The organism is Amycolatopsis sp. NPDC059235 (genome assembly GCF_042754125.1).
GTDB lineage: Bacteria > Actinomycetota > Actinomycetes > Mycobacteriales > Pseudonocardiaceae > Amycolatopsis > Amycolatopsis albidoflava.
Genome location: NZ_JBHZAG010000005.1, coordinates 163,443 through 181,061, shown reverse-complemented (window position 1 = coordinate 181,061; position 17,619 = coordinate 163,443). Strand labels below are relative to the sequence as shown.

Sequence of the window (17,619 nt, the reverse complement as noted above, 5' to 3'; positions counted from 1 at the left end):
TACAACTCACGCCTAACTCGTATAGTCGGAAGGGTGTCTCAAACCTCCCCGATCCACGCAGCCTTCGACGCCACCAACACTCCCACCGACGTCGGCCCAGACCAGAACCCCACGGCCTTCGACACCACTAGCGCTGCGGCACCGGTCGGCGCGGACCTGAACCTCGCGGTGTCCCACACCGCCAGCACCCCCGTCGCCTTCGTCGCAGACTTGAGCCTCGCGGCGTCCGACGGCACTAGCGCCGCCGCCGACGTCAACGCAGGCCTCATCCGCACGGCCCTCAACGCCGTTGCCACCGGCACTCCCGCTGGCGTCGTCGCAGACCCGATCCGCACGGCCTTCGACGCCACTAGCACTGCCGCGGCCGTCGTCGCGGACCTGAACCGCGCAGCGTGCGACGCCACTAGCACTCCCGTCGCCGTCGTCGCGGACCTGAACCGCGCAGCGTGCGACGCCACTAGCACTCCCGTCGCCGTCGTCGCAGACTTGAGTCTCGCGGCGTCCGATGCCACCAGCGCCGCCGCCGACGTCAACGCAGGCCTAATCCGCACGGCCTTCAAAGCCGCTGCCGCCAGCACCCCCGTCGCCGTAGGCGCAGACCTGATCCGCACGGCCTTCGACGCCACCAGCACCGCCGCGGCCGTCGTTGCGGACCTGAACCTCACCGGCCTCCGCGCCGTCGTCACCGGTGCCACGTCTGGCCTAGGCCGCGAAACGGCCCGCGCGCTCGCCTCAGCTGGTGCCGACGTCACCCTGGCCGTGCGCAACACCGCCGCCGGCAAGCGCGTCGCCGACGCCATCGCGACGTCCACCGGAAACCGCGCCGTCCGCGCCGCGCACCTGGAGCTGGCCGACCTCGCCACAGTCGCCCGCTTCACCGCCAGCTGGGACGGCCCGCTGCACCTGCTGATCAACAACGCCGGCGTCATGCGCCCGACGCTGGGCCGCACCCCGCAGGGCTGGGAACTGCAGTTCGCGACCAATCACCTAGGCCACTTCGCACTGGCGCTGGGCCTGCACGACGCCCTCACCGCCGGCGCGAACGACCGAGGAACGGCCCGAATCGTCGCAGTGACTTCCGGTGCGCACATGTACTCATCTGTTGTCTTCGATGACATCCACTTTACCCAACGAGCCTATGACCCCCAACTGGCTTACGGACAGTCGAAAACGGCCAACTCGCTGTTTGCGGTGGAAGCGACCCGCCGATGGTCGGCGGACAGAATCGTCGCCAACGCAGTCAACCCCGGCGGAGTTTCCACTGGCCTGCAACGAGATTTCACCCAAGACATGAAGGACCACCTAGACCGGCTGGAAGCCGCCGGCGTCTTCGCCTACAAGACCATCGAACAAGGCGCGGCCACCACGCTCGTCGCCGCGACCGCCCCAGAATTCGCCCATAACGGTGGCCATTACCTGGACGACGGCAACGAAGCTGCGACAGTTCCCGACGACGTCGACTTGGCGGGCAACAGCCACGCCGTCAAACGCTGGGCCCGTGACGGCGCGACCGCACGGAGGTTGTGGGAGGTGTCCCTGGACCTGATCCGTCAACCCTGACCGCGCCCACTGGATATCCGAACACAGTCAGCGCAAAGCAGGTTGTACCGCCGCCTAGGCGACCACCGCGCGGCCCTCCGCGAATACCGCCGCCTCGCCGACGGCGACGGCGCACTGGCAGCCCAGGCGTTCGTCACTGGTACCGCTTTGCTGGAACAACTAGGCATCACCGACTGGCCGACCTAACTATTTCGGTGCCTAGTACTCCGCCCGTGCCCTGGCTCGCGGAGCCTCACACTTTGCCGCAGCTCTCGAATGACAGCCCGGCCGACGACCTCGTCCTGCACTGCTTCACAGATCCCACGCTCAGTGCGCGGCAGCACTCGCCAAGACCCGGCGATCCCGCGCCCCAGGCTTTCGCCGCTGAATGGCGAAAGCGCCGCCAACGCGCTAATCCGATCAATCCACGAGACGGCACAGCTTTACTCTCGAGCTGTCGCAGCGCAGGTCAGGCCGTCGGCCGCCCCGCCCCCGCGTAGTCGTCGCCCGGCTTCCGATACGGATGAACCTGCACCGCCTGTCCAGTCTGCGGCGCGTCGATCATTTGCTGGTTCCCGATATACAGCCCCACATGATGGATCTTCGTGGCGGGCGCACCGTAGAAGATCAAATCCCCCAATTGGGGTTCGCTCACATGGGCAATGCTGCGGAACTGCGTGTCCGCCGTCCGCATCAGCCGGACGTCAGCGCTCGCATAAGCCGCGGTCGTGAGACCGGAACAGTCGAAACCAGGGTCAGCATCGCGAGTTCCGTTGCCACCCCAGACGTACGGCAGCCCAATCTGGTCAATCGCGAAGTCGACCGCCGTGAGCACCGCCGGATTGGGCGGCTGCTCGTTCTGCCCGACTGTGCCGTAGACATTGGTGGTCGCCAGCGTCCGATGCAGAACCACCGGCGCTGGCTCCAACGTGGCGACTCCGTTCCACCAGTCAGTCGCCAGATCCCGGCCATTCGCACAGAGCGCACGACCAGCCGTAAGCGCCGAATCGTCGATGTTCTGAATGTCAGCCTTGCCGCCGGACGCACTCCGCTGCCACTTGCTCCACACCGCGGGGGACAGCTGCATCGGCCCCGCGGCTCCCGGCGTCGAAACGGTCCGGTGATAAAAGTCGAGAACCTCCACCGTGCCAAGCGGTTTCGCGAGAGTCCCGTTTTCCCCGACTTGATTACCCTGCGCCCGCCCGTGATCGCTGGTGATCTTCCCGATCGCAGCGAGAGTGATCCAGGACAGGTGACAATCGGGCTGTTCCTTGCTGAGCGTGACAGTCGCCTGCGCGTACCCGTTCATCGCCCGCAACGGAATGTCGAGCCACTGACTGGTCCGCGACGCCCACGCCCCGAACTCCCCAGCCCGCGGCACCCCAGGCTGAACTGGCACCACCGACGAAGGCGCAGGGGACGCCGCCGTCTTCGAGGTCGCCGGTGCCACCGACGATGTCGCCGCGACGTTCCCAGAATTCGCGTCACTGGCCCCGCCCGGCAAAACCTGCACCGCGACGGCCAACGCCGCAACAACCACCACGACAGCCGCCAACGCGATCACCGCCCGCCGGTTCCGCGCGAGAAAACCCTGCCGCGGGTGCACGGCTCCTTCGCCACTCATTGGCTGTGCCGCCCCGTCGCCACTCAACGGCGAAGCGCTGGCCGGCTGAGATACGTCGCCACCCAGAGGCGAGGCAGCACCCCGCTCAACCGGTTCGCCATTCAACGGCGAATCAGCAGCCGATCCAAATCTTTCGCCATCCGACGGCGATAGAGCCGCCGGTCCGGGAACGTCGCCACCGAGCGGCGACGCGCTGGTCAACTCAGGCGAGTCGCCACTCAACGATGACTCATCAGCCACCCCAGAAGTTTCGCCACTCAGCGGCGACACGCTGGTCGACCCAGGATTCTCGCCGTCCACCGACGACGCCTCGCCCGCGAACGAGCGATTCGAGCCGACCGATTCGCCGCCCACCGACGCCGCCCGCCCCGCCGACGGATCACCCGACTCAACCGATTCGCCACTGACCGGCGACGAACCCGAACCCCCAGGCTCGCCATCGCCCGAACCCGCCGCCGTATCAGGCCCGACCTGCGATTCGCCTCTCACTGGCGACGAACCCGAACCCCCAGGCTCACTCCCGCCCGAACCGGCCGCCGCGTCGCGCTTGACCTGCGATTCGCCATCCAGCGGCGATCTCCCGGCCCCCTCCATCACCGACCCCCGGCGAGTCTCGACAGCACGAACTCGCGCAGCACATCCAGTTCGGTGTCCACCGCCACCTCGACCGGCCTCCCCGTGGGCGCGGTCGGGACCGCCCGGCGGTCGACGATCGTCATCCCGCGGGTCGGGCCGAGGCCGGAGTCGACATCGACCGGGTAAGTCTCCGTGCGCAGGATGCCCGGGCGGATCGCCTCAGCGACGGCCACCGCGTCGTGCAGAACGATGCCTTCGTAGCCGAGTACCTGCCGGTAGTGCGCGAGGTAGTCCGGCGTGAACGAGTCCAGCGCCCGCCCGACCGGTCCGGACGCGGCGAGTTTCGCCAGCCACGCGCTGTCGACCGCGCACCGGTGAGTGAGATCGAGGGGGACCATCACGCACGGGACGTCATCCTCGGCGAGCACCCGACGTGCCGCGTCCGGGTCGGCCCAGATGTTGAATTCGGAGACCGCGGTCGAGTTGCCGAGGGCGAGCGCGCCGCCCATCAGGACGATTCGCGCGATCTTCGAACGCACCCCGGGGTGGGCCGCGAGCAGGGCGGCGATGTTCGTGAGGGGACCGATCGGCGCGATGGTCACCGGTTCGTCCGAGGCTTCGAGCAACGAGACCATCAGGCTGACCGCGTCGGAATCTTCGAGCGGGCGGGTCGCTTCGGGCAGCGAAGCGGCGTGCCCGGAAAGCCCGTCGGAACCGTGGACGGTGCTCGCGCGGTGCAACTCGCGGTAGAGGAGGGGGCGCGAGGCACCCGCGGCGACCGGGACGTCCGGCCGGTCGCACAGCTGCAGCAGCCGGCGCGCGTTCGAGGTTGTCGTGGTCAGCGGCACGTTGCCGAAGACTGTCGTCACGCCCAGCAGGTCCACGTCCGCCGACCTCGCGGCCAACGCGATCGCGAAAGCATCATCGACACCGGGGTCGGTATCGATGATCAGCTTGGTCCCCATCGTGCTCCCCTTGCCTGTGGCTGGCCGTCGTCCACAGGTTACGGTCAACGGCATGACGTCGATGTGGGGTGCGCCCGCGTTGTTGCGCGTGCGTGCCTGGCGGCGGGCCCGGCGGGACCCGCACCAGGCGAAGTTCCTGACGGCCGACTCGCTGCGCTGGGTGCTGCGCAATCGCGCGTACACACCGTGGTACCTCGTGCGCTACTACCGGCTGCTCAAATTCCGCATCGCGAACCCGCACATCATCCTGCGCGGCATGCTGTTCCTCGGCAAGAACGTGGAGATCCATTGCCGGCCCGGATACGGCCGGCTGGAGATCGGCCGCTGGGTGCACATCGGCGACGGCAACGCCATCCGCTGTCACGAGGGGTCCCTTCGCATCGGCGACAAGTCGGTGTTCGGGCGGCAGAACGTGATCAACTGCTACCTCGACATCGAGCTCGGCGCCGCCACGCTCGTCGCCGACTGGGTCTACATCTGCGACTTCGACCACGTGACCACGGACATCCACGTGCCGATCAAGGACCAGGGCATCGTCAAGTCGCCGGTCCGGATCGGCCCGGACACGTGGCTCGGCACGAAGGTCAGCGTCCTCAAGGGCACGCGCATCGGCCGCGGCAGCGTTCTCGGCGCGCACGCGGTCGTGCGCGGTGACATCCCGGACTACTCGATCGCGGTTGGTTCACCGGCCCGGGTGGTCCGCAACCGCGAGGACGACTACGCCGCGGATGCGGCCCGGCGCGAGGCCGTCGCCGACATGGCGCGAAAGGCGAACAAAGCACTGCAGAAGACGCTCGGCGACAGCTGACTTAACGCGGCCGTCCGTCCGGTTCAAGCCGCGAAAATGGCAGGACAGCGTCGATAACCTCACCTTATGAGCGAAGCCCTGCGTCGGCACGTCGCCGCCTTCAACGATCGCGACCTTCAGGCTCTCCTCGACGGCTTCACCGAGGACGCGGTCTGGATCACCGGCAGCAGCGTCGTGCGCGGACGCGAAGAACTCACCGAGCTGTTCAGCAGCGCGATGGAACAACTTCTCCCGACGCTGACGGTCGAGAACGTTCTCGCGGACGGTGACCAGGTCGCCGCCCAATTGACCGAACGCCTCACCCACAACGGCGAGGACCACGTTTTCGCCATCGCCGGCTTCTATCGGCTGGCTGGAGACCGCATCAAGTCGGCGAAGATCTACCGCGAGGGCAGCGCGGAACTCGGCTGACCGGCGTTGCCGTTTTTTGGCGAATCGTGCTGACCTGCGTAAACTCTCGCCTGCGCGGCTCGAATCGCCGGTCGACGGCAGGCAGCGAACTGCCTTCAACCGTCGCCGCGGAGAGACGACTCGGACAGAGCCTTTGCCACGACGTCGTCGATAAAGGTGGTCTTCGCGGCGGTGTAAGCAGCACGGTCAGTACGGAATCGCTGGGCGAGTGATCGCTTCAGAGCCACGTACGAGTGAGCCGCGCAGGAAATCCCGGAGCGCGAGCACCAGTGCGAGATTCCCGTTGTCGGCTGTGCAACGTAGAGGCGGCGCGACGGTGTGCCGGGTGAACGCTTCTCGCCCGGGAATGCCGAGATCGTCTTCGTGCCGGTAACCGATCGCGCGCAGACTGGCGACAACGGCGGACAGATCGTCGCGGCTGGCGATGACGATGGTCAGATCGATCAGACGGTCAGGTCGATGATCGGCTTGGCGGCCAGTCCGGGGACCGCGGTGCTGCCGACGTGCTCGAGAACGCTGCGCGAGTCCACCGCAACGCTGCGGTGACGCGGTCGCAGAAGCCAGCAAATGCCCGAGACCAGCGCGGGTCGAGTCCACCATCTCGACTGGAATATCCACTCGAGTCGCCCTTTCGAAGCGTCCCGTCGCCAGCGCGCGTCGAAAGGCACACGTCACCTAGCCGCAGCTGCTGGGCCTGTTGCCAGCCAGCGGCGAAACCAGAAACACCAGCGACACCGGCGACACCTCAGAGCAGGAAGTGGAACAACGGACTCCCCGGCTCCACCTGCTCCACCTGCAGCGGACTCTTCTCCAGCCGCGCCAGCAGCCCGGGCAGGTCCGCGCGCCGCGGGATCTCGACGCCGATCAGCGCCGGACCGATCTCCCGGTTGTTGCGCTTCACGTACTCGAACCGCGTGATGTCGTCCTCCGGTCCGAGGATTTCGTCAAGGAACCGCCGGAGCGCCCCGGGCTCCTGCGGGAAGCTGACGAGGAAGTAGTGCTTCAACCCCTCGTGCATCAGCGAGCGTTCAAGGATTTCGCTGTACCGGCTGACGTCGTTGTTGCCCCCGGACACGATGCACACCACAGTCTGCCCTGGCTCGACCTGCACGCTGGTCCCGAGCGAAGCGGCCGCCAGCGCACCCGCGGGTTCGGCGATGATGCCGTCCGACTGGTACATCGACAGCATCTCCGTGCACACCGCGCCCTCGGCGACGGACGTCAACTCCGCGCCGCTGTCCCGGATCAGCGGGAACGTCACCTGGCCTGCCTCGCGCACAGCTGCGCCGTCCACGAATGGGTCGACCGCGTCGATCCGCACCGGCTTGCCCGCTTCGATAGCCGCAGCCATACACATCGCCCCCGCCGGTTCGACGCCGACGACCCGGATGTCCGGATGACGCTCGCGGACCCACGTCGCGATCCCGGCCAGCAACCCGCCGCCACCGACCGGCACGACCAGGACATCTGGCACGAAGCCGAGCTGCGAAACCACTTCGAGCGCGACAGTGCCCTGACCGGCGACAGTGCGGACGTCGTCGAACGCCGGCACGAGCGTCGCTCCAGTGCGGTGAGCGTCGTCCTTAGCTGCGGCGAAGGCGTCTTCGTACGTCTCGCCAACGACGATGACCTCGATGTGCGCGCCACCGAGCGCTGCGATTCGCTGACGCTTCTGCCGAGGCGTCGTGCCCGGCACGTACACGCGACCGTTCGCCCCTAAGCGGCGACACGCGTACGCGACGCCCTGCGCGTGGTTGCCGGCACTCGCGCATACGACACCGCGCGCACGCGTCGCAGCGTCGAGCTGCACGATGAAGTTGTACGCGCCGCGGATCTTGTACGAGCGCACAGTCTGCTGGTCTTCGCGCTTAAGCCAGACGCGCGCGTCTACTCGGGACGAGAGACGCGCGTTGGGCTCAAGTGGCGTGCGTGTGACCACGCCCGCGAGCCGTTCGGCGGCCTGTTCGACCAGTTCTGCGTTCACCGTGTCGATGTCGTGCACTCGGGTGAATGTACTTCGCACCCGGTGACCACGTACGGGGCACTCACGTCACCGACCGCGTTCACGTCTTCGGCACCGCCGGGTACGGGACGAAGGTGCTGGTGTTTTCGTCGACCGTGAGCGGTTTGCCGATTGCCGGAAACGCACGTTGCGAGCAAGCGGGCCGGTCGCACACTTTGCAACCCATGCCGATCGGCGTCGCGGCGGCGGGTTCGTCCAGGTCAAGGCCGGTTGAGTAGATCAGCCGGCCCGCGTGCCGAAGCTCGCAGCCGAGGCCGACGGTGAACGTCTTGCCCGGGCTGCCGTAGCCGCCGATATTGCGCGAAACCGTCCGCGCGACCCAGAAGTACCGCTTGCCGTCCGGCAACGCCGCGATCTGCGTGAGGATCTTGCCCGGCGAGGTGAAGGCCTCGTAGATGTTCCACAACGGGCAAGCCCCGCCGACTCGCGAGAAGTGAAAACCCGCCGCGGACTGGCGTTTCGACATGTTCCCGGCCCGATCCACGCGCACGAACGAGAACGGCACCCCGCGCTGTTTCGGCCGCTGAAGAGTCGACAGCCGGTGGCAAGTGGTCTCGAAACCGACGCCGAAGTGGTCGCAAAGCCGCTCGATGTCGTACCGGAACTCCTCCGCCGCAGCCAGGAACGGGCTGTAGGGGAGGATCAGCGCGCCAGCGAAGTAGTTCGCAAGACCGACCCGCGCGAGCGTCCGCGCGGCCGGGCCGGAAAACGCCCACGAATCGGCAAGTTCAGTGATCAGGTCGTCGTATTCCAGCAACGCGATCTGGGATGCCATCCGGAATGCCTGCTGCCCGACCCGCAGGCTCGGCGCCAGCCGCAACACCCGCGTCGCCGGTTCGTACCGGTGCTGTTCACCGGCGGATTCGTTGATGCCCTCGCTCGTCACGTCGACGCCGTAGCGCTGCCACAACCGTTCCTTGAGCGATCCAAGCACCGCTCCGCGCCGCAGCGGGATCTCGGCGGCCATCCGTTCGGCGCGCTCGTCCAGCTCGGCGACGTAGTTCTCCCGTTCGTAGAAGAAGTCGCGGACCTCCTCGTGCGGCAACGGCGCGGCGGCGCTCCCGTGCAGGCCCAGGCCGTTTTCCGTGGTCAGCGCGGCCGTGCTTTCGACCGCGTTGCGGTAGCTGCGGTGCAGTTTGACCAGCGCCTGGGCGATCGACGGCAGGTTGCTGGCCAGGTCGTTCAGCTCGCTTGTGGTCGCTTCGACGCCCACGGCCTCGTCGAGCAGGGCTTCCTTCACGTCGGCGACAAGCCGCGACGTGTCGTTGTTCGCGAAAAACTCCGTGTCGACGCCGAACGCCTGCGTGATCCGCAGCAGCACCGGCACGGTCAGCGGGCGCGAGTTGTGCTCGATCTGATTGAGGTAACTGGGTGAGATCTCGAGCACACGGGCGAGATCCGCCTGGCTCATCGACCGGCTTTCGCGCAGATGCCGCAGCCGCGCCCCGGCGAAAGTTTTGTCCATGAGTGCTCCGTCCGGCCGGAAGGTTTCCGGGCCTGAACGATTACGTGAACGATCAAGCCCGCGAATTTTCGCTGCGGTTGCGAACGGCAGATTCGCAACCTTTGCAACATGCTAGGCAATCTTCGCAGAAATTGGCAAATTGGAGCCGTAGACCGAGTTTTCCCGCTCGTGTCAGGGTCGTGACCAGGCAAGGCGAGCAATCGCAAACTTCGCAACACGGGAGAGTCCGATGACCGAGCAGGCCAATCAGCTCGAGCAGGCGGCGGCCGAGCTGGCCGAGCAGTGGAAGACCGACCCCCGCTGGGCGGGTGTCCAGCGGACCTACTCCGCCGCCGACGTGGTGAAGCTTCGCGGTTCGGTCGTCGAAGAGCACACCCTCGCCCGCCGCGGCGCGGAGAAGCTGTGGGAGCTGCTGCACAGCGAGGACTACGTCCACGCGCTGGGCGCGCTCACCGGCAACCAGGCCGTGCAGCAGGTGCGCGCCGGCCTGAAGGCCATCTACCTGTCCGGCTGGCAGGTCGCCGCCGACGCCAACCTCGCCGGCCAGACCTACCCGGACCAGAGCCTCTACCCGGCCAACTCGGTCCCGGCCGTCGTCCGCCGCATCAACAACGCGCTGGGCCGCGCCGACCAGATCAACTGGGCCGAGGGCAACGGCGACATCGACTGGTTCGCCCCGATCGTCGCCGACGCCGAGGCGGGCTTCGGCGGTCCGCTGAACGCGTTCGAGCTGATGAAGGGCATGATCGCGGCCGGAGCCGCGGGCGTGCACTGGGAAGACCAGCTCGCTTCCGAGAAGAAGTGCGGCCACCTCGGCGGCAAGGTCCTCATCCCGACCAAGCAGCACGAGCGCACCCTGAACGCCGCCCGGCTCGCCGCCGACGTGCTGAACGTGCCGTCCCTGGTCGTCGCCCGCACCGACGCGCAGGCCGCGACCCTGCTGACCAGCGATGTCGACGAGCGCGACCGCAAGTACCTCACCGGCGGCCGTACCTCCGAGGGCTTCTACGAGGTCAACAACGGCATCGAGCCGTGCATCGACCGAGGCCTGGCCTACGCGCAGTACGCCGACCTGCTGTGGATGGAGACCTCCACGCCGGACCTCGAGGTCGCCCGCAAGTACGCCGAGGCGATCAAGGCGCAGTACCCGGACCAGATGCTGGCCTACAACTGCTCGCCGTCGTTCAACTGGAAGAAGCACCTCGACGACGACACCATCGCGCGGTTCCAGCGCGAACTCGGCGCCATGGGCTACAAGTTCCAGTTCATCACGCTGGCCGGCTTCCACGCGCTGAACTACTCGATGTTCGACCTGGCGCACGGCTACGCCCGCGAAGGCATGAGCGCCTACGTCGACCTGCAGGAGCGCGAGTTCGCTTCGGAGGAGCGCGGCTACACCGCGACGAAGCACCAGCGCGAGGTCGGCACCGGCTGGTTCGACCTGGTGTCCACCGCGCTGAACCCGGAGAGCTCGACCACCGCGCTCAAGGGTTCGACCGAAGAAGACCAGTTCCACTGACGCACCCCGCGGGCCGGCGATTCCGGTCGCCGGCCCGCCCCTTCCCTTTCCCCCTTCGCGGAGGTACGAGATGGCTGACACGTTGAACACCCGCATCGAGGTCACCGGGCCCGCCGATGGCCGCTTCGCCGAGATCCTCACCCCGGCAGCACTGGACTTCGTAGCCAAACTCGACAACACCTTCGCCGGACGCCGCCGCGAACTCCTCGACGAGCGCCGCCGCCGTCGCGAGCGTCTGCAGTCGGGGGAGGAGCAGCTGGACTTCCTGCCCGAGACGCGGTCCATCCGGGCGGACGAGAGCTGGCACATCGCCCCCACCGCACCTGGTCTCGAAGACCGGCGGGTGGAGATCACTGGCCCGACCGATCGGAAGATGACGGTCAACGCGCTCAACTCCGGGGCGAAGGTGTGGCTGGCGGACTTCGAGGACGCGACCTCGCCGACCTGGCACAACGTTGTCGACGGCCAGCTCAACCTGTTCGACGCCATCCGCCGCAACATCGACTTCACCACCGAGGCGGGCAAGCGCTACACGATCGGCGACGACCCGGCGACGATCGTCGCCCGTCCCCGCGGCTGGCACCTGGTCGAGAAGCACATCCGCATCGACGGCCGCCCGGTTTCGGCGAGCCTCGTGGACTTCGGCCTGTACTTCTTCCACAACGCCCGGCAGCTCCTGGCGCGCGGCAGCGGCCCGTACTTCTACCTGCCGAAGCTGGAAAGCCACCAGGAAGCGCGGCTGTGGAACGACGTGTTCCTGCTGGCGCAGAAGGAACTCGGCATCCCGCGCGGCACGATCCGCGCGACCGTGCTGATCGAGACGATCACCGCGGCCTTCGAGATGGACGAGATCCTCTATGAACTGCGCGAGCACGCGGCGGGTCTGAACGCCGGTCGCTGGGACTACATCTTCAGCGTCATCAAGAACTTCTCCGCGCACGGTGCCGACTTCGTGCTGCCGGACCGCGCCCAGGTGACGATGACGGTCCCCTTCATGCGTGCCTACACCGAACTGCTCGTCAGCACCTGCCACCGTCGCGGAGCGCACGCGATCGGCGGGATGGCGGCCTTCATCCCGAGCAAGGACCCGGTCACCAACGAGAACGCGCTCGAGAAGGTCCGCCAGGACAAGGAACGCGAGGCAGGCGACGGCTTCGACGGCTCGTGGGTCGCGCACCCCGGCCTGGTCCCGGTGTGCCGCGAGGTCTTCGACCGCGTGCTCGGCGGCTGGCCGAACCAGCTCGGCAAGCTGCGCGAAGACGTCACGGTCGACGCTTCGGACCTGCTCGACGTCGCGAGCGCCGGCGGCGAGGTCACTGAAGCGGGTGTGCGAGCGAACATCAACGTCGCCCTCCGCTACATCGACTCTTGGCTGCGCGGCACCGGTGCGGCGGCGATCCACAACCTCATGGAGGACGCCGCGACGGCCGAAATCGCGCGGTGCCAGGTGTGGCAGTGGATCCGCAACGGCACGAAGCTCGAGGACGGCACGGCGCTGACCCACGAGCTGGCCGGCGAATTCCTGGACGACGAACTGGCGAAGGTCCGCGCGGACCTCGGCCAGTCCGCCCGCCTCGACGACGCCCGCGCGATCTTCACCGAAACCGCTCTCGGCGAGAAGCTGCCGAGCTTCCTCACGACGGTCGCTTACGCCCGCTACCTGACCGAGCGGTGACAAGCTCCGGTCGCCAGTGACCTGACCACCGGCGACCGGTTACCCCGCACCGCATTTTGGGATGGTGCTGGGAACGGGTCCGGTGGCGGAGGCTCCCCGCCACCGGACCCGGGTCTTTCCGGACCCGCGCCCTTTCGCCGCTGATTGGCGAGGGCGCGGGTTTTCGGTTTCGGGGAGTCTTCTTGCGGTCTGGGGTCGGGTCTTCGCTTCGAGGCCTGTCTTGTGTTTTCGTTCCGGGGGCGTTCGCTGTCAGCTCGTTCCGCTCCGTCTGACGTGGCCCAGCCGAGTGGTCGCATGCGGACCATTGCTCGATTTAGGAACTAGCAGGCGGAGGTAATCGCTCGCTCGCGGGTGCTGCTGGTCCCGCCCGCGTTCCTCCCTGTTCATGCTGCTCAGCTCGGACGCTTCAGAATCGGATCCACGTTGCCGCAGTAGCTCGGCAACGGATCCTGCAACGGCAGCAGGACTCTGTTGCCGACGGTCCTCGTCCGGCCCGCCCGACCGTCGCATCCGGCTCACACGATCCACTCGCACTATCCACTCGCGCTATCCAGTTCGGACGTGCCCAGCCGCCCGATCCAGCCGCCCGATCCAGCCGCCCAATCCATCCGCCCAATCCATCCGGCCGGGCCCGCCCCATCGAACAGCCGCGTTCCGCGAGGATCTTTGCCGAGCCGACCGTCCGATTCGCTCCACCGGTGTCCGAGCCTCGACCGCCAAGCCACACGCGCTCCAGCCGGACGATCCGACCGAAAGCCCGACACCTCGCCCCGACCGACCCGCGATCCGAACGGTGCGCGCAGAACCCCTCTGCCCCCGGCCCCAGCCGCCCGAACTGCCGTTGCCGCTCGGTGGCGAATACCTGGTCAACGCCACTTTCCGAGCAATCATCGCCCCGCCGTCCACCGCAGCTCGTTCCATCGGCAGCAACTCCGGCGTCTCTCCGTCCACCTGCCGAGCACCCCTTGCCTATTTGATTAGACATACATATATTGCACATGTAACTACCTGGGGGAGCGTCGCCGGCGAGGGTGCCGGGCAGCTTCCGATCTCACTCTCACCCGGAGAAACCATGCACTGGCTCTACCTCGGCATCGCTGTCTTCTTCGAGATCGCCTTCGCGCTCGGAGCCAACGCGACCGACGGGTTCACCAAGCTGTGGCCGTCGGTGTTCACGCTGGTCATGGCGGCCGGCGGCATCTTCTTCCTCAGCCGCGCCTTGCTGACCATGGACGTCGGCGTCGGCTACGCGATCTGGACCGGTCTCGGCTCGGTCGGCATCGTGCTGCTGGGCGCGCTGATCTTCAAAGAGAAGCTCAACTGGCGCAAGCTCATCGGCTTCGGCCTGGTGGTCTGCGGCATCATCGGCCTTCAGCTGACCGGTGCCTGACCCTCTTCGTCCTGCCCTCGAAAGGATTTCCGCTGTGTCCGTTCAGCCAGAAGCAGCACCAGTCATCGCACCGGAAAAGACGCAGACCGCTCGCCGGGCGTGGGGCATTCTCCTCTTCGCCGGGGTCTGCGAAATCGCGTTCGCCGTCAGCACGGACGGCAGCCGCGGCTTCACCAACCTGCCGTGGTCGATCGCCACCGTGATCACCGCCGCCGCAACGATTTTCACCCTCAGCCTGGCGTTGCGCACCATCGACGTCGGCGTCGGCTACGCGGTCTGGACCGGCATCGGCGCGAGCGGAGCCGCGATCTTCGGCGCGATCATCTTCGGCGAAAGCCTGGGACCGCTGCGCATTCTGTTCCTCGCCGTGATCATCGCCGGAGTCATCTGCCTCAAACTCGCCGGCGGCTCAACCGATCCGGCGAAAACCGGCGACTGACCGTATCCAGCCCGGCGTCGAACTGACTTTCGCCAGCCGACACTGAATCTGCCGAGATCTGGCCGCAGGCAGCGTGATCGCCACTACGCTGCACCGGCGCGGCACCACTGTTTTCGACGAACCTGGAGGCCGGTCGAATGCCCACAGCGACCGTCAACGACCGTCCGATCTTCTTCGCCGACACCGGGGGAGACGGACCGGCTTTGTTGCTGGGGCACGGCTACTTCCTGGACCACTCAACCTTCTCGCCGCAAGCAGCGATGCTCGCGCCGGAGCAGCGAGTGATCACCTGGGACGCCCGCGGCCACGGGCAAACCCCGGACGACGACCCCGGCACGTCATACACCTATTGGGACCAGGCCGAGGACGCGCTCGGCCTGCTGAACCACCTGGGCATCGAACGCGCCGTCGTAGGCGGGTTGTCGCAAGGCGGCTTCACCGCGCTACGGATTGCCTTGCTGGCACCCGAACGTGTCGCGGGGCTGGTGCTGTGGGACACCGAAGCAACACCGTGCGATCCAGCCGACAAAGCTGCCTACGACGGCATGTTCGCCGCCTTGCGCGAATACGGACCAATTGATGACTTGATCATACCCCTCTCGACACAACTGCTCGGAGAATCAGACCTGCGTGACGAGTTGCGCGCACGATGGCGCGCCGCACCCGCGCTGCCGCTGGGCCCGGCCGCGCACTGCCTGCTGGAGCGAGACGACGTTTCGGGCCGCCTGAACGAGATCACCTGCCCGACGTTGCTGATGTGGGGCGAGCAGGACGTTTCCCTCCCACGCGACCGCATGGACCTGCTGAGCGAACGCCTCCCCAGCGCCGGCGACGTGCAGGTCATCCGCGGCGCGGCCCACACGCCGACCTTGACTCATCCAGAGCAGGTCAACCCGTTGCTGAAACAGTTCCTGCGGACGCAAGCCTGACCAGTTCCGCCCAAACAATCCAGGCCGGACTAACCCAAGCAATCCAGGCCGGACTAAAACTGCGCAGCCCGACGATTCGTCCAGGCTTCCTGCTCGACCAGAGTGCCTAGCTCCAGCCCAACACGGCGAACCTCGACGGTCGCCCGAGGGCGTGAGGCTCGACGAGCACTCAATTGCATGCACGCACATGTGCTATACAAGAGGTCTCGGCACCGCTTCTCGATGCTGGGCAAGGTTTTGCCGGAGAGGTCGTTCCCGTGGTCACCACACCTTCCCCTGGACGCAAGTCGGCAGGGGCGAAACTCACCACCCTCGGCGCGATGTGGCCCCGCATGATGGCGCTTCGCAGTCGCGTCGACCACGAGGTCGAGCAAGCCTTGCAACGGCAGTTGCACTTGGGCTTCTCGGAATTCGTCGCCCTGATGTCGCTGGCCGACCGCCCCGACGGCGAGCTCCGCATGCAGGAACTGGCTGACGCGACGTCGCTCAACCAGAGCTCCGCGACCCGCCTCGTAGGCCGCCTTGAGCGTACCGGCCTCACCGAACGACGTCTCTGCGAATACGACCGCCGCGGCGTCTACACCGGAATCACCGACGCCGGACGTGCCACCTTGCGCAAAGCCGTCCCGGTCTACGAAACCGCACTGGCGAGCGCTTTCGACCGAGTGGCGGCGGACCCCGATTACCGAGACCTGATCGCCGCCGTCGACCCCCGCTGACAAGTGCCCTGACCAGGCATTCGCCACTGAACGGCGAATCTCGCGAACCCCGTCGGCCAGCGCGCGCTACACCTCGAACGCGTTGCCAGTCGCGATCTTCGGCCGCCCCAATTCCACCGGCTCGCCGACACGCGCCCGCCGGTAGACCTCGACGGTCGCCTCCGCGATCCGCCCCCAATCGAAGTCAGCGCCGAGTCGAGCCTGCGCCGCCCGCGCACGTCGGGTCGCGGCCGGAACGTCGCTCAGGACAGTCGCCACGGACGAGGCGAGCCCGGCGACGTCGCCCGGCGCGAAAGCCAGACCGGTCTCCCCGTCGATGACAACCTCGCCGAGCCCGCCGGCGGTCGAAGCCACCAGCGGCGCCTTCGCAGCCGCGGCCTCCAGCGCGACGATCCCGAACGGCTCGTACCGGCTCGGCAACACAACCGCATCGGCCGCGGCCAGGAGAGCGCGCAGGTCGCGGTCGGAGAGATGGCCGACGAAATCCACCGACCGGCGAATCCGCAGCTTTCGAGCCTGAGCGACAAGCTCGTCGTGATGTCGCCCTTTTCCGGCGACAACCACTCGCGTCCCCGGGAACTGACGGCGGATCCGGGGCAACGCGGCCAGCAGGTCTTGCACGCCCTTTTCCCACTCCAGCCGGCCGAAGAACAGCAGGAACGGAGCACCGTCCGGACTGTGCCGCGCCCGCATCTTCGCGACTTCGCCGGACGACACGCGCCAGCTGCGTCCCTCGATGCCGTTGTGGATCACCGCGACGTCGGCCGGGTCGATCTCGAAGAGGTGCGCGACCTCCTTGCGCATGGCCTGCGAACAGGTGATCACCGCGTCGGCGCGATTGGCCAGCCACCATTCGACCGAATGCACCTGCTGGTTGAGCGGATGCGACAGCCAACCCGAATGCCGGCCCGCTTCGGTCGCGTGGATCGTCCCGACGAGCGGCACCCGAGCCGCCTCGGCGACAGCGATCGCCGGATGGGTGACCAGCCAGTCGTGGGCGTGGACGACGTCGGGTTGCCACGTGCGGAGCAAATCCTGCGCCGCCCGGATCATGGCGTGGCCCATGGCGAGCGTCCACGCGACGAGGTCCCGCTCGAAGGTCAGGTGCATCGGATCTTCGGCCACGCGGACGACCCGGACCCCCTCGATGACCCGATCGCTGCGCGGATGCGTCGACGCGTCGGTGCCCGCGGTGTGCCGGCAGAGCACGACTACCTCGTGGCCCTGCTGCGCGAGATGTCGCGCCAGCGCGTGAACGTGCCGGGCTAGCCCGCCGATGACCACCGGCGGGTACTCCCAGGACAACATCAGCACGCGCATGGCCCGAGGTTACTCGCCAGTCGCTTACCCTGGGGCGGCCGCCCGAAGGACCGCCGGAACGCCTCTCCGGCGCCTGGCCGAAAAGTGTCTGGGAGCGGAAGAATCCGCTGGCCAGAGCGTTTCGCCAAAAAACGGCAACAGCTCCACCTGGTTCGGCCCGCCGACCCGTGAAGACAGCATCCGCGCAGCTCAGCACTGCTATCCCGGCCCAGCAGCG

At 67.3% G+C, this 17,619-nt stretch carries 18 protein-coding genes; 11 read left to right on the top strand and 7 right to left on the bottom strand.

Annotated elements, in window-relative coordinates; all coding sequences use genetic code 11:
* Positions 1-33: 33 nt before the first annotated feature.
* Together ACFXI3_RS05540 and ACFXI3_RS05535 are read left to right on the top strand one after the other, a co-directional pair.
* Positions 34-1,560, top strand: coding sequence for an SDR family NAD(P)-dependent oxidoreductase (locus ACFXI3_RS05540; protein WP_378398220.1), 1,527 nt, complete (start codon positions 34-36; stop codon positions 1,558-1,560).
* A 42-nt stretch (positions 1,561-1,602) separates the two neighbouring features.
* On the top strand, positions 1,603-1,746 hold the full coding sequence (locus ACFXI3_RS05535; RefSeq protein WP_344285449.1) for a hypothetical protein: 144 nt from the start codon (positions 1,603-1,605) through the stop codon (positions 1,744-1,746).
* Between the two features lie 262 nt (positions 1,747-2,008).
* Here ACFXI3_RS05535 and ACFXI3_RS05530 read toward each other — a convergent pair whose 3' ends face one another.
* Together ACFXI3_RS05530 and ACFXI3_RS05525 are read right to left on the bottom strand one after the other, a co-directional pair.
* Positions 2,009-3,163: an NlpC/P60 family protein gene (locus tag ACFXI3_RS05530; protein ID WP_378398264.1), complete on the bottom strand. Its 1,155-nt coding sequence runs from the start codon at positions 3,161-3,163 to the stop codon at positions 2,009-2,011.
* Positions 3,164-3,756: 593 nt separating this feature from the next.
* The gene (locus tag ACFXI3_RS05525; protein ID WP_378398217.1) at positions 3,757-4,704 is read right to left on the bottom strand and encodes a nucleoside hydrolase; all 948 of its coding nucleotides are present in this window, start codon (positions 4,702-4,704) and stop codon (positions 3,757-3,759) included.
* 52 nt (positions 4,705-4,756) lie between these two features.
* Between ACFXI3_RS05525 and ACFXI3_RS05520 the strand changes: the two genes are divergently transcribed.
* Positions 4,757-5,512 (top strand): acyltransferase, encoded by a 756-nt coding sequence (locus tag ACFXI3_RS05520; protein ID WP_378398216.1) that lies wholly within the window; start codon positions 4,757-4,759, stop codon positions 5,510-5,512.
* Between the two features lie 66 nt (positions 5,513-5,578).
* Positions 5,579-5,923, top strand: coding sequence for a nuclear transport factor 2 family protein (locus ACFXI3_RS05515; RefSeq protein WP_344285459.1), 345 nt, complete (start codon positions 5,579-5,581; stop codon positions 5,921-5,923).
* A gap of 95 nt (positions 5,924-6,018) precedes the next feature.
* Here the strand turns inward: ACFXI3_RS05515 and ACFXI3_RS05510 are convergent, their stop codons facing one another.
* A complete protein-coding gene (locus ACFXI3_RS05510) occupies positions 6,019-6,321 on the bottom strand; it encodes a GrpB family protein (RefSeq protein WP_378398215.1) in 303 nt (100 codons plus the stop codon).
* Here ACFXI3_RS05510 and ACFXI3_RS05505 point away from each other — a divergent pair.
* Complete coding sequence (locus ACFXI3_RS05505) at positions 6,242-6,469, top strand: hypothetical protein (RefSeq protein WP_378398267.1); 228 nt, start codon at positions 6,242-6,244, stop codon at positions 6,467-6,469. The genes ACFXI3_RS05510 and ACFXI3_RS05505 overlap by 80 nt on opposite strands.
* On the opposite strand, the gene ACFXI3_RS05500 is transcribed toward ACFXI3_RS05505, so the two are convergent.
* The 3 genes from ACFXI3_RS05500 to ACFXI3_RS05490 all read right to left on the bottom strand — a co-directional run bounded on the left by ACFXI3_RS05500 (position 6,367) and on the right by ACFXI3_RS05490 (position 9,411).
* Positions 6,367-6,591 carry a GrpB family protein gene (locus ACFXI3_RS05500; protein WP_378398214.1) on the bottom strand — a complete coding sequence of 75 codons (225 nt, stop codon included), beginning with the start codon at positions 6,589-6,591 and terminating at the stop codon, positions 6,367-6,369. The genes ACFXI3_RS05505 and ACFXI3_RS05500 overlap by 103 nt on opposite strands.
* A gap of 77 nt (positions 6,592-6,668) precedes the next feature.
* Positions 6,669-7,925: a threonine ammonia-lyase IlvA gene (gene ilvA, locus ACFXI3_RS05495; protein WP_378398213.1), complete on the bottom strand. Its 1,257-nt coding sequence runs from the start codon at positions 7,923-7,925 to the stop codon at positions 6,669-6,671.
* A 61-nt stretch (positions 7,926-7,986) separates the two neighbouring features.
* Positions 7,987-9,411 carry a short-chain fatty acyl-CoA regulator family protein gene (locus tag ACFXI3_RS05490; RefSeq protein ID WP_344285467.1) on the bottom strand — a complete coding sequence of 475 codons (1,425 nt, stop codon included), beginning with the start codon at positions 9,409-9,411 and terminating at the stop codon, positions 7,987-7,989.
* Positions 9,412-9,640: 229 nt separating this feature from the next.
* Between ACFXI3_RS05490 and aceA the strand changes: the two genes are divergently transcribed.
* From aceA to ACFXI3_RS05460, 6 genes are all read left to right on the top strand, one after another.
* Positions 9,641-10,930: an isocitrate lyase gene (aceA, locus tag ACFXI3_RS05485; protein ID WP_116198817.1), complete on the top strand. Its 1,290-nt coding sequence runs from the start codon at positions 9,641-9,643 to the stop codon at positions 10,928-10,930.
* 70 nt (positions 10,931-11,000) lie between these two features.
* Positions 11,001-12,605, top strand: a complete 1,605-nt coding sequence (gene aceB / locus ACFXI3_RS05480; RefSeq protein WP_378398212.1) for a malate synthase A — start codon at positions 11,001-11,003, stop codon at positions 12,603-12,605.
* Positions 12,606-13,677: 1,072 nt separating this feature from the next.
* Positions 13,678-13,995, top strand: a complete 318-nt coding sequence (locus tag ACFXI3_RS05475) for a multidrug efflux SMR transporter (protein WP_354739163.1) — start codon at positions 13,678-13,680, stop codon at positions 13,993-13,995.
* Positions 13,996-14,029: 34 nt separating this feature from the next.
* Positions 14,030-14,434: a DMT family transporter gene (locus ACFXI3_RS05470; protein WP_378398210.1), complete on the top strand. Its 405-nt coding sequence runs from the start codon at positions 14,030-14,032 to the stop codon at positions 14,432-14,434.
* Positions 14,435-14,571: 137 nt separating this feature from the next.
* Positions 14,572-15,363 (top strand): alpha/beta fold hydrolase, encoded by a 792-nt coding sequence (locus ACFXI3_RS05465; protein WP_378398209.1) that lies wholly within the window; start codon positions 14,572-14,574, stop codon positions 15,361-15,363.
* Positions 15,364-15,620: 257 nt separating this feature from the next.
* Entirely contained in the window at positions 15,621-16,082 is a 462-nt protein-coding gene (locus ACFXI3_RS05460) for a MarR family transcriptional regulator (RefSeq protein WP_344285485.1), read from the top strand.
* Between the two features lie 66 nt (positions 16,083-16,148).
* Here the strand turns inward: ACFXI3_RS05460 and ACFXI3_RS05455 are convergent, their stop codons facing one another.
* A complete protein-coding gene (locus ACFXI3_RS05455; protein ID WP_378398208.1) occupies positions 16,149-17,402 on the bottom strand; it encodes a glycosyltransferase family 4 protein in 1,254 nt (417 codons plus the stop codon).
* Positions 17,403-17,619: the final 217 nt, after the last annotated feature.